Source organism: Bacillus sp. 005/A4HT-01/001 (assembly GCF_004634445.1).
GTDB lineage: Bacteria > Bacillota > Bacilli > Bacillales > Bacillaceae > Bacillus > Bacillus altitudinis.
The window spans coordinates 460,615-473,327 of record NZ_SEIZ01000003.1 but is presented as its reverse complement, the minus strand read 5'-3'; the positions used below and the strand labels follow the sequence as shown (position 1 = coordinate 473,327).

Sequence of the window (12,713 nt, the reverse complement as noted above, 5' to 3'; positions counted from 1 at the left end):
TTATGATTGAAATAAGTGATCTTGTAATGAACGCAGCTTCCAGACCGTTGTGTTTGCATCAAGTTCTACATCATCATGAGATAGGAATTGCCCCAATTTGATATCTTTTTTCGCTACCACTTTTCCGCTGATTAAGCCAATTGGGATGTGGCCGTTCGATTTCATGTCTTGATGTGTTTCAAGTACACCTCTTACGGAGTATCCGCCAATACCATCAAGTGTTTCTCCTGCTTTAATATCTCTTTTCGCCACAGCGACAGTTTCTGATACTGGTACACCAATTGGATGGATTGAAGAATCATGTTGTAAGACTGCTTTTGCGATCGTCACTGGTGTTTCAAGACTTGCTAAGTGGAAAGGACGATACAGTGTGTAGTGAGGACCTTTTCCAACTTTTAAGTAGCGAAGTTCTTCATCTACTGGCTCAAGATCACTCTTGACGATGACAAAGACACCTGGTGCCAGTCCGTTTACATATTCAACGACTCCGAAGTTATCCAGTACGCCGCCTTGCTGTTTTTGATTTAATTTATCTGCTACATTTTCTAAATTCGCTTCTACTCCATGCATGCCGACTTTATCAGGCAAAAGTCCTGTTGCGTTACTTAATAGGTTCATTTCTGCCATCGTTTTTGTTCCGTCTTGGAATGCTGCCAGCATGTGGGCACTCATATGTTTACTATCTGCTTCAGCTTTACACGTATCTGGGTTTGCTTCTGGGAAGAATGGGTTGTTCTTACCTTTCCCAGCAACCAATACTTCAAGCCCCATTGTTTTTGCAAATTCATATAGTTCTAGCGTTGCTGCTGGTTCATCTCCAGCTGATCCAGAGTAAACAAGTCCTGCATTCGTGAATAATTTATGCATGACCAAGCCGATCGTAATATCGACTTCTACATTTAAAAGAACGAGATGTTTTTTTGAATTAAGCGCTTCCAAAGAAATGTTTGCTCCGACCTCTGGAACACCTGTTGCATCCACAACGACTTCCACAGAATCTGATTGAATCACTTCTCTGTAATCATTTGTGACGACCATTTGATGTGGTTTCGCATGTTGCTTGTAAAAATTCGCTGCTTTCTCAGCTGCACTAAGATGAATATCACAAACACCTGCGACAATCATGCCTGGAATTTTAGAAATTTGTGAAATGAGTCCAAAGCCCATTTGGCCTGCCCCGATAATCCCAACTTTAATTTGATCTCCGCTGCGTTCTCGTGCTAACAATTGTTGATAAATTGACATCTAAATCATCCTTTCAGGTTTTCTTGCTTCACAATAGATTGCTAGAAAAATAATCTGAAACTTTTAACAAATGTTATAAAAATTAACAAAAATCTGTTTCTTGTAACATTTGTTATTTTATTTATCATTTGTTATGAACTTAGTTTATATGATGTGTCAACTTTGTGTCAAGATAAAATCGATAAAATTTTCAATCTTTTTGAGTCTAAAGACTCAAAAAAACTACCTAATCGGCTTAGGTAGTTACTTTAATAGGGCATCTCCGGTTTGTTCATCTGTAATTAACACATGAATTAATCCACCTTCTAACGCTGCCCTGATCGCTTCAATTTTTTCTTCTCCTCCAGCGACACCTATCACAAGCGGGATCTCTTTCAGTTTTTGAGGACTGATCCCCATCACCCGGTCGTTCCACGGATGCGGATACACTTCACCTTTATGATCAATAAAGTTATAACAAATGTCACCCGCGACATCTTTCGCTTGCAGGATATCTTCCTCACCACTTGTCATATAGGATTTCACCATCGTTGAATGTTGCGGAACCCCGCCTATTCCTACGACCGCGATATTTGATGATTCTCCTAATTCAATGACTTTTTTGATCGACGGCTGTCTAATGAGTACATCTTTCGCTTCTTTCGTATCAAGCATGACAGGCACATGTAAAAACTCACATTTGGATTTGAGTGCTTCTGAGCATCTTCCAATAATATAGTTGGCATGAATATCAACATCTTCATTTCCGACGCCTCCGACAAGCGGAACAAATGTCACAGACGGAAAATGCTGAACAGACGTAAGCGCTTTCGCCATTTCATGCAAGGTTGTCCCTGATGAAAAACCGATGACTTGTCCATCCTTCATGACTTTTAATAAAAAGCCCGCAGCCGCAGCTCCTATCCGACTTTTTGTTGTTTCTTGACTGAGAGATTCCACACACACGACTTCTCGCAGCCCATATTTTCGCTCTATTTTTCTTTCTAACGAACCATATTGTTGATTTACTTCATCATGAATAATGATTTCCACGATTCCTGCTTCACGTGCTTTTGCCAAATATTTCGATATGAGCGAACGGCTAACCCCAACAGCTTCTGCAATTTTAGATTGAGTGGCGCCTTCTTCATAGTACATATGCGCAACCTTAATGAGCAGCCTTCTTTCATCATGGAATGTCATAATAACCCTTCTTTCCGCTTCTCTATTCCCTCACAAATGATATTTCAAATAACATTTGTTAAAAACAGATTAAATGAAAAAAATAACAGAGTCAATACTAGAGATGGGTTCTCTAAAAAGAATGAAAAAAGCCGCACATTAGCGGCGGCTTTAAAAAATATTTTTATTCATTTGTTTGATTGCTGCTTTTTCAAGCCTTGATACTTGTGCTTGAGAAATGCCGATTTCTTCTGCCACTTCCATTTGTGTTTTGCCTTGGAAAAAGCGTTTACGAAGAATCATTTTTTCTCGATCATTCAATCTGCGCATTCCCTCTTTTAAGGCCAATTCTTCTACCCATTGTGTATCTTTGTTCCGTTCATCACTAATTTGATCCATCACATAAATCGGATCTCCTCCGTCATTATAAATCGGTTCAAACAAAGAAACAGGATCTTGAATGGCATCTAGGGCAAAAACAATTTCCTCATGAGGGACTTCTAACACTTTGGCAATGTCTTCTGCCGTTGGTTCCTTGCTTGTCTCACTAATCAGTCTCTCACGGACTTGAAGCGCCTTATAGGCAATATCTCTTAGTGAACGAGATACCCGGATAGGGTTGTTATCGCGCAAGTATCGACGGATTTCTCCTATGATCATAGGGACCGCATAAGTTGAAAATCTGACATTGTGGCTTAAATCAAAATTATCAATTGATTTCATTAATCCGATACAGCCTACTTGGAAGAGATCATCAACATACTCGCCTCTGTTGTTAAAACGCTGAATCACACTTAAAACCAACCGCAAATTGCCATTGACTAGCTTTTCTCTTGCTGTATCATCACCTTCATCTTGCAGCTGTCTGAATAATTTTCTCATCTCGTCGTTTTTCAGAACAGGCAGTTTGGAGGTGTCGACTCCGCAGATTTCCACTTTATTTCTGGACACTTTTTTCCCTCCCTACAGGAGCTGTTGTACAAAGTTCAGTATCTCCGTGGGATGGAAAAATATGCACGGTCTACGACGAGAAAGATGTGAAAAAATGGTGATCCCTTTGACAGTACAGGGATAAAGCTTTCAAAAATTTTTTTTTAGACCATCTTATTAAATTCTTTTTGCAATCGTTTAATAATTCTTTTTTCGAGCCTTGAAATATAGGACTGAGAAATACCAAGCATGTCGGCAACATCTTTTTGGGTTTTTTCTTCACCGCCAACTAAACCGAACCTCAGTTCCATGATCTGTTTTTCACGATCGTTTAATTGTTCTAACGCTTTTTTCAGTAATTTTTTATCGACATTTGCTTCAATATCCCGGGTGATAATATCATCATCTGTCCCAAGTACATCTGATAAAAGCAATTCATTGCCGTCCCAGTCAATGTTAAGCGGCTCATCAAACGATACTTCTGAACGGATTTTATTATTTCGACGCAAATACATCAAAATCTCATTTTCAATACATCTAGACGCATATGTGGCCAGTTTGATCTTTTTTTCTGGATTAAACGTATTTACTGCTTTTATGAGGCCTATCGTTCCGATACTAATCAAATCCTCAATGTTAATGCCTGTGTTTTCAAATTTTCTTGCGATATAAACGACCAATCGCAAGTTTCGTTCAATCAAAATGGCTCTTGCTGTTTGATCCCCTTTTGGTAATTTAACGAGCAATTCTTGTTCTTCATCCTTTGATAACGGCGGAGGCAGTGCCTCACTTCCACCAATATAATAAATCTCATCACTCTTTAGCCCTAGCTTCATGAGGAGTTTATACCAGTAGTAAGTGAGTTTAAATTTTAATTTTTTCATCTTCTTCTCCCTTCTAAATGTCCAGTTGACTTCGTAAGATAAAAGACATCACAAAAAACTACGACACCCCTTGTATCATTTTTCCGTCTAACATCTCTGGATGAATGATGGATTGAAATTCCTGATCTGCTGATAATCCACTTAGACTCATCCCAACAAAACACTTTGCTGGCTGGATCATATGTGTTTTTGTATAAAGGACGACCGTATCTGGTTTAAAGCATAGTAGAAACCCGTGATCATGACCGACTGCGCGATACGGAACAAGTCTTAAACGATCAAGCAGCGGAAAATGGTCATCGAGCTTTTGCATCAATTCAACAGGATGAAACTGTTTCATTTTTTCTATAAATGGCTCTCCGAAAATAGATGTGAGCTGATCGAGCTGGACGATCATGACAGGTGTTTTCGTCAATGGATCATACAGCTGATTTCCAGAATCGACCAGACCATTTAAGCGGATCGTTTCTCCTTGAATGTGGATCTCCACAAGTACTTGTTCGTCATATTGTCTTTTTTTCGCACCAACCTCTCCTAATCGTTTCTTTGAAAACAGCCAAATGGCCGGAAAGCCAGTGAGAACAAAAAGCCAGCTAATGGGATCACCAAATCCATCATTTTGTGAAATAAGCAGTCCATCTTGAATGACTGTATTTGTCTGCAAAAACGAATGAACCCCGATCATGCCCCCTCCCATCAAAAATGTGACAAAGTAAAAAGCAAACAGGTTTTGAAAAAAGGAACGAAATCTTTGAAATCCAAAGGTTCCAAGCACGATCAAGACAGAAAAAAGCAGTTTGCCTAAAGGGTGCGACACAACCATTGCAAATGGCGTAAAGAGCAAGAGAACAATGCTCGATCCAATGAGAGCTCCTAACATATATCGCCTTTTTTTCACTTGTCGTTTGAGAATAAATGCCGTGAGTAAGAGCAGCAATAGATCAAAACAAAAGTTTAACAGCCAAATGACATCTAAATAAATGACCACCTTCTGCTCCTTTCATCTGAAACAAAGAATCAAAAGCAGTACTTGCACTTGTTTGTACCAGTATAAAACAGTCATCGGATGGAAGTCTGTCAATTCTTGTAGGGGATGATAGAGAACTTTTGGTGGATTGTTATCGTTTTTGTCGAGGTATGAAATAGAAAGAACATCGGAATGATTTGTTGGACAAGTGTCTCCTCTATCAATTGCACAAAAAAAGACACGCTCCGAAGAGTCGTGTCTTTTTCGCTGTCATTCTTTCTCATTGATGGTGAGTGTTCCTTCTGCCTTCTGTCTTGTGACATTTCCATAATCATCTTTGACAATGACTTCAATCACTGCACCTTTTGCTTTTGCAATAGATGTCGCCGTCCAGTAGCCTTCATACGTTCCCGGTGCTACTTCACGAATCGGCAGTTCGGTTGTGTTTTGAAGTTTTGATCTAGCATTTGTCAGCGGCATATGAAGAACAAAGGTGGCATCTAGCTTTTCCCTGCTTTTAAATGAAATCTTAACCGATTCACCTGATGATAGATTCATATTGTCTTTTGGCGTTAATTCAGAAATGACAGGTGCATCATATTGTACATCGATGTCGACCTTTTTAGTCGTTTTGTTTCCAGCCGCATCTTTTGCTGTCACTTTGATTGTATTTTTCCCGTTCTCAAGCAGCACCCTTGCAGAATATGCCCCATCCTTTACGGTCGCTTTTTTTCCATTGACTGTGACTTGATCTAGATAATCATCCGCTACTTTCCCTTCCACCGTGAGTGATTCTCTATTAGACTTGTCGCCTTTTTTCGGTGTATCAATGGTCAATGTCGGTGCTGTTTGATCGATGATCACCTTGACTGGATTGGAATGTTTTGTTGAGCCTTTATCCGTTACAGTCACCGCCGTGAAGACATGCTCTCCACTTGGAACAGATACATTTTCTTTGAAAGTACCCGACTCATCTGATTTGACGTTGGCCACCTCTTCATCATTCTGATAAATGGCCACATCGAGACCCGGAGAGGCCGTGCCTTCAATCGTCAATTCACCTTGATTTGTAATGGTTCCTGCCTTTGGAGAAGTGATTTCTGGTACATCTGCTTCATAGTTTACGAGCGCACGTATCATATAATTCCCCTCTTCTTTCGGAGAAGGAGAAAAAGCACCGCTCGTCAGCTGCCAGCTTCTTTCAGCATTAGGGCCATCTTCATCTGTGGCAAGTCCCGGAGATTCGGTATTCTTTTTCGTTTGAATATAAACAAGATAGAAATCGCCATCCACTGTAATGGCTTGATCTTCTAAATCTACTTTTGTCCATTCACCATTACGCAGCGCATTTGCTTTTAAAGGTCCTGCGATTTTCTCACCTGGTGCGCCACCCTTCCCAGAAGCATCATATACTTCAACAGCAAATTCATCGCCTCCAGGAGCTGGCCATTCTGATGTCCAAAACCGGAAAAGACCACCTGTGACTTGTGCTTGTTTCTTTCCTTTTTCTAATGAAAACTTCACAGCCCAGCCATTGCTAGGATCGTAGAAAGCCCGTGCATTTTCAGCCGTTCCATCATCGTAGCCAATCTCTCCCGGAAAACCGATAAAAGGCTCAAGTTTCACTGACTTTTCAAGCGGCTTTTCCGTCACATCCGCTGAAAACGTATAGCCTTTAAACCCCTTCGCAAAAATTTTGACTGTATAGACACCGCTTAATGCCTCTAGAGAAAATTCACCGGATTCATCTGTTTTCACCGGCTCAATTTTTGCGTCCTCCACAAGATAAACAGTTGCATTCTTCACCTTTTCACCAGTTGTTTCATTGACGACCGTGCCGGAGATCGTTCGTTTCTCTAGCGGCTGTAAGGAGAAATTCGCTTCTGCTGTTTCTTTTGATGCCACTTTGACTTTTTGGGACCATGATTCAAAGCCGTAAGCTTCCGCTTTCACTGTCCATTCTCCTGCTCCTTGAGACAGCTGATATTTCCCTGTCGCTTCATCGGTGGAAGTTGATTTTCCGCTTTCTAGAACACTGATTTGCGCTCTCATTGGAAGAGCTTGAATAGACGGAGCATCATGACTGTTTTGCTTTTGAATGTGTACATGTTTATTTTTTACTTTAGCAGGCTTTGCCTTTTTTGGATCAACTGATTTCTTATTCTGGCTTGTGGATTTTTCTTTTTTGATCACACCTAGCTGGTTCTTGGCTTGTTGAGACAAAGCCTCATCTGTGATTTTCACATCATCTAAATAAAAGCCATCTTTTGTGACACTGCCATCTGTTCTTATCTGAAACAGGACTCTCACTTTTTGACCTTTATAAGCAGATAAATCAACTTCGCCTGCTGTCCACGCATTTGTTTTCCCCGTATAAGCGGACGCTTGAACGGCGTCTTCACCCTCTGGCTGTACATAGACATGCACATAATCATAATTGGCTTCGAGATCATGCCAGTATTGATATTGCAGGTAGGAAGAACCTGAATCTGGTACAGCAATGAGCGGCATAGACAAATTGGCGTCCGTTTTATTTTCATAAGGACTATCTAAATTGGTGGCGTAGACATGTTCCCCGCTAAATGCTTGTTTTGGACCTGTGGACGGTCTTCCCCACTGCCACGGATCTTTTGTTCCACCACTGAACCATCCACTTGGCCATGCTTCAAAATCTTGTGAGTAGCCAGTGGTGATGGATGTTTTAATTGGAAGTGTGTAAGAATCTGATGCCGCTTCATTTTCTCCAAAATCTTTCACAATCCATCGGTACGTCACGTTTTCCCCCTCAAGTTCAGGGAGCTGTACCGTATAGGTTCCTTTTAAATGATTCCCATCCGTGCGGTTGGCTTTCAGCGTCTCCCATTCACCTTGATCTACTCGGTAAGTCAAAGAAACATTTGTCACTGCTATCCCATCTTCTGCAGTGATGGTTAATGGGGTTGGCGTTGCAGCAAAAATTTCATTCGGACCTTTATGTGAAAAAACAGGTGGTTCTGTATCTTCTCCCTCTTTTGTCACCTGACCTTCAATCGTACCGATGCCATTGGTTAAAGCCGTAATCGCCTCTCTTGCATCAACTAACCCTGCCCCATAACCGTTGTTAGGGGATTCAGGAAATTGCTGATCTGTCAGTGGTTTCGCTGTCTCAATGAGAATTTGCTGAATTTCATCCACAGAAAGGTCTGATTGCACTTGGCGAAGAAGAAGAACAACAGCTGAGACATGCGGACCTGCCATCGATGTACCATTCCACCCATCCTCATATCCTTTTCCCGGGATCGAAGAACGAATGTTTACTCCCGGAGCCGCAATATCTGGTTTCATTACGCCATATGGAGAAGGACCCTGAAGGGAGAAAGACCCTAACTTGTTGTCATGATCTGTTGCGCCCGTAGCAAAGGCTTCTTGATAGTTAGCAGGATTTGCAATCGAACCCGCGCCGCCTGGATTGAATAAATCGGTATTACCGGCTGAAAATTCTGGAAAGATGTCTGCTGCTCTCCAAGCATTCACTACATCTTTATACCAATCATCAAGACCTGGCCCACCGCCCCACGAATTATTCACAACATCAGGTGCCTTTTCTGGGTGAGGATTTCCGTTACGATCTTTCGGTGCTAAAATCCACTCACCGGCATCTAACAGATCAGCATCTGTACCGCCATCTTCTGAAAAAGCTTTCACTGCAATCCATTCTGCTCCCGGTGCGACCCCAATTTGATTCTTTCCATCTGGCTCAGAACCAACCATTGTGCCTGTCACATGGGTCCCGTGCTCCAAGTCATCATAAGGGACTTCAGAGCCTGTCGTGGCATCATACCAATTCAGTTCATGAGATGGTTCGTTCGGACGAGCAGGATCAAACCCGCGGTATTTTTCTTTTAGCGCAGGATGATCCCATTCGACACCAGTATCAATACTTGCCACAACGGTTCCAGTCCCGTCATAGCCTAAATCCCACGCTTCTGGTGCATGCACCTGAGCAATATTCCATTCGACTCCATCTACTGCTTTGATTTGTTTGTTTGGCTTAGCATGCTTCAAATCAACAGGACGATGAAGTTGACGTGTTTCATTCGGCAGCACTTGAGCTACTTCTGGAAAAGAAGCAACCTTTTCCATCACTTCTTTTGTTGCCGTCACAGCTAGACCATTCACAATATAGTAGGAATGAATATCTTTCACTTGCTTATTCTTTTTTTCCTTTTGTAAATACGCTAGGAGCGCTTGCTGCGTTTCATCAGATGTTGCTCTCAGCTCAGATACAACGGCTGATCTTTTTGTGTACTGCGTTTTAGCCGCGGTTAATTTTTGTTTTTTTGCTTTTGATACAGCTTCTTTTGCTACTTTTTGTACATTCGTTTGTTCCTTCATTTTGACTAAGAAGGTCACCTTATCTTCCTTTTGAAACTGCTTCTTTAATCTCGAAGAAATCTTGGCTTTTGTTGTCTTAGAGGAAACAGCTTCCTCCTGATATGAGGTAGAAGTCGATTTTGCTTGAACCATCCCAAAGCTTGTCATCGTTAAAATACCAATCACCAAAAGACTCATGAAACGATAGACGGCGGTTTTACGAAACTTCACTTTCAATAAAATCCCTCCTCCTCAAATGGTCAAACAGTGTGTATCCTGCCCCTCCCCCTTCTTTTTGATCATGACAAGATTCATGGTGTTCTCATTAATGTAGTCAAATAAAGTTCAACATTTTGTCGTTTTTTGTAAAGGGAATTAAAAATGATTCTTTTGACTTAAAAAACTCATACCAAAACACATACGATAGATCCAAATAACATGCAGAAACAAGACTTTTATATCAATCAGACTCAGGATCTTTTCACCATGCAGACATAAAAAAACCCCTTCCAAAGGAAGGGGTTGAATCGTGTTTGCTTATCGTTTGTTGCGGTTACGTAAGAACGTTGGGATATCCAATGTATCATCACTTGACTGTGTATTTTGTCTTGGTTGTGATGATGTTTGCTGATGTTCCTCACGTTTTACTTCACGCTTTTGTGGAATAGATTGATTCTGCTTTAATCCTTGTCCTAATGGATTTCTTTGAGGTTTTGTCACTTCCGGCTCTTGCTCAATAAAACCGGTTGCGATGACTGTGACCACAATTTCATCCTTCAAGTTATCATTAATGACAGATCCAAAGATCATGTTGACATCTTCATCAGAGGCTGATGCAACAATATCCGCTGCTTCTTGTACCTCATAAAGACTAAGGTTCGTACCACCAGTAATATTCATGATAACACCTTGTGCTCCATCAATCGCTGTTTCAAGAAGTGGTGAAGAAATGGCTTTTTTCGCTGCTTCAGCAGCACGGTTTTCGCCTGTTGCGACACCAATTCCCATAAGAGCTGAACCTTTGTTAGACATGATCGTTTTCACGTCAGCAAAGTCGAGGTTAATTAAACCTGGTGTGGCAATAAGATCTGAGATCCCTTGAACACCTTGTCTTAACACGTTATCTGCTGCACGGAATGCTTCAAGCATTGGCGTGTTTTTATCGACAATTTCAAGCAGGCGATCGTTTGGAATCACGATTAACGTATCAACTGCTTCTTTCATAGAAGCAATCCCTTCAACTGCTTGAAGCTGACGCTTTCTTCCTTCAAATGTGAAAGGACGAGTCACAACTCCAACTGTCAAGGCTCCAGAATCTTTTGCGATTTTCGCAATGACAGGTGCAGCACCCGTACCAGTTCCACCGCCCATACCGGCTGTCACAAAGACCATGTCAGCGCCTTTTAGGACTTCTTCAATTTGTTCTTTGCTTTCTTCAGCAGCTTTTTTACCGACTTCAGGATTCGCACCTGCTCCAAGCCCTCTTGTCAGCTTAGCACCGATTTGCATTTTTGTTTCTGCTTTTGATAAGTTTAACGCCTGTGCATCTGTATTCACTGCAATAAAATCGACACCCTGTACGTCATTTTCAATCATTCGGTTGACAGCGTTATTTCCGCCGCCACCTACACCGATTACTTTAATTGATGCTAGGCCGTCTATATTTGTTTCAAACTCCAACATGCTGAATCCTCCTAATCCGTCGAAAATCTAGTTCTATTCCCAGAACATATTAAATAGTTTTTTCATTTTGCCCGGTTTTTTATTTGTCTCTTGTTGCGCTTTTTGTTTCACTTTCGGTCTTGGCTGAGCTTCTTTTACTTGTGGTGTAGAAGAAACCGGCTCCATGGACGCGCCTACTTCATGAAATGCTTCATCCGGCATTTGGAATCCAACCTGTCTGCCCTGAATCTTTGCATTGCGATAAGCAAAATGGATCAGGCCCACTCCTGTCATATATTGAGGTTCCCTGACCCCAATATAATTAGGACTTGCGATTCTTACATTGTTTTGTAAGACCGTTTGTGCCAGAGAAAGAATACCTGGTATAGCTGCCTGTCCACCTGTTAGAACGAATCCGCCAGGCAAATCATGGACACCCATATTGCGTAATTCCTCTGCCACAAAAAGCAGAATCTCTTCCAATCGTGCTTCGATGATATTGGCTGCTTCAAGTTGTGTATACGTCTGTTTTTGGTCCGTACCGATGACGGAAACTTCAAATGTCTCCTCAGACGATGCCTCATCATAGAATGCATGCCCAAATTGCTTTTTGATTCGTTCAGCTTCTTCAGTGGAAGTTCTAAGTCCTATAGACAAATCTTTTGTAATGTTCTCTCCGCCCAATGGGATACTGTGAGTAGAATAGAGATGCCCGTTTTCAAATACGGATATCGTAGTAGAGCCGCCGCCAATATCGACAAGAGCTACCCCTAGATTTTTTTCATCTTTCGATAACGCTGCTGAACCCGATGCGAGTGGCTGCAAGCAAATATCCATAATTTCAATACCAGCCCGCTCTACACATCGGAGCCAGTTATGTAGAATCGTTTTAGAACCTGTGATTAACGATCCATCCACTTCTAGCCGTACACCTAGCATTTTTTTCGGATCTGTGATCTCATCTCTTCCGTCGACGATAAATTGTCTCGGAATGACGTCTACTACGAGATGTTCTTGCGGAATAGATACTACCTGTGCAGCATCCAAGACACGTCTCACATCTTCAGCATGTATTTCTTTATTTTCACTAGACACTGCGACCACGCCGCTCGTATTTTGAATATGAATGTGGTTTCCGTTAATTCCGACTATCGCCTTTTGTAAAGGAAAACCTACCATTCTCTCAGCCTGTTCAAATGCTTGTCTAATAGAATGAACTGTTTCATCTATATCAACAATCGATCCTTTTTTTAACCCCTCTGAAGGGACATTTCCAACACCTATAATGTTAAGCGAATCATCCGCCATTTCTCCGACGATGACTTTTATATTGGATGTACCGATGTCAAGGCTGACGTAAATTTCATTGTTGTTCATTCTATGGCACCTCCTCACATATCAATACTTTCTATTCTATTATTTGCTGAACAACAATACAATGAATGTGTTTTTACAAGTGTGTAACAAAACTTAAAAAATCAACATTTTTTATTAGGATTACTGAAAATATT

General features: G+C 41.3%; 8 protein-coding genes. All 8 read right to left on the bottom strand.

Translation table 11 applies throughout. The features are described 5' to 3' along the window. A complete protein-coding gene (locus ES896_RS12095; RefSeq protein WP_135226833.1) occupies window positions 1-1,245 on the bottom strand; it encodes an NAD(P)H-dependent oxidoreductase in 1,245 nt (414 codons plus the stop codon). Between the two features lie 243 nt (window positions 1,246-1,488). Beyond that, a complete protein-coding gene (locus ES896_RS12090; RefSeq protein WP_007499742.1) occupies window positions 1,489-2,427 on the bottom strand; it encodes a sugar-binding transcriptional regulator in 939 nt (312 codons plus the stop codon). Window positions 2,428-2,577: 150 nt separating this feature from the next. Next, entirely contained in the window at window positions 2,578-3,357 is a 780-nt protein-coding gene (gene sigG / locus ES896_RS12085) for an RNA polymerase sporulation sigma factor SigG (RefSeq protein ID WP_003211879.1), read from the bottom strand. A gap of 143 nt (window positions 3,358-3,500) precedes the next feature. Beyond that, window positions 3,501-4,220 (bottom strand): RNA polymerase sporulation sigma factor SigE, encoded by a 720-nt coding sequence (gene sigE / locus ES896_RS12080; RefSeq protein ID WP_007499746.1) that lies wholly within the window; start codon window positions 4,218-4,220, stop codon window positions 3,501-3,503. Between the two features lie 58 nt (window positions 4,221-4,278). Further along, window positions 4,279-5,208, bottom strand: a complete 930-nt coding sequence (spoIIGA, locus tag ES896_RS12075) for a sigma-E processing peptidase SpoIIGA (RefSeq protein WP_048001583.1) — start codon at window positions 5,206-5,208, stop codon at window positions 4,279-4,281. Between the two features lie 249 nt (window positions 5,209-5,457). Continuing rightward, window positions 5,458-9,777, bottom strand: a complete 4,320-nt coding sequence (locus tag ES896_RS12070; protein WP_135226832.1) for a S8 family peptidase — start codon at window positions 9,775-9,777, stop codon at window positions 5,458-5,460. A 300-nt stretch (window positions 9,778-10,077) separates the two neighbouring features. Next, window positions 10,078-11,223, bottom strand: a complete 1,146-nt coding sequence (ftsZ, locus tag ES896_RS12065) for a cell division protein FtsZ (protein WP_007499752.1) — start codon at window positions 11,221-11,223, stop codon at window positions 10,078-10,080. A gap of 33 nt (window positions 11,224-11,256) precedes the next feature. Beyond that, on the bottom strand, window positions 11,257-12,579 hold the full coding sequence (ftsA, locus tag ES896_RS12060) for a cell division protein FtsA (protein ID WP_007499754.1): 1,323 nt from the start codon (window positions 12,577-12,579) through the stop codon (window positions 11,257-11,259). Window positions 12,580-12,713 lie beyond the last annotated feature (134 nt).

What these genes read in the sequence shown, in the direction of transcription:
- ftsZ (WP_007499752.1), bottom strand. Translation starts at nt 11,223, where the DNA reads ATGTTGGAGTTTGAAACAAATATAGACGGCCTAGCATCAATTAAAGTA.
- sigE (WP_007499746.1), bottom strand. Translation starts at nt 4,220, where the DNA reads ATGAAAAAATTAAAATTTAAACTCACTTACTACTGGTATAAACTCCTC.
- ES896_RS12090 (WP_007499742.1), bottom strand. Translation starts at nt 2,427, where the DNA reads ATGACATTCCATGATGAAAGAAGGCTGCTCATTAAGGTTGCGCATATG.
- ftsA (WP_007499754.1), bottom strand. Translation starts at nt 12,579, where the DNA reads ATGAACAACAATGAAATTTACGTCAGCCTTGACATCGGTACATCCAAT.
- ES896_RS12095 (WP_135226833.1), bottom strand. Translation starts at nt 1,245, where the DNA reads ATGTCAATTTATCAACAATTGTTAGCACGAGAACGCAGCGGAGATCAA.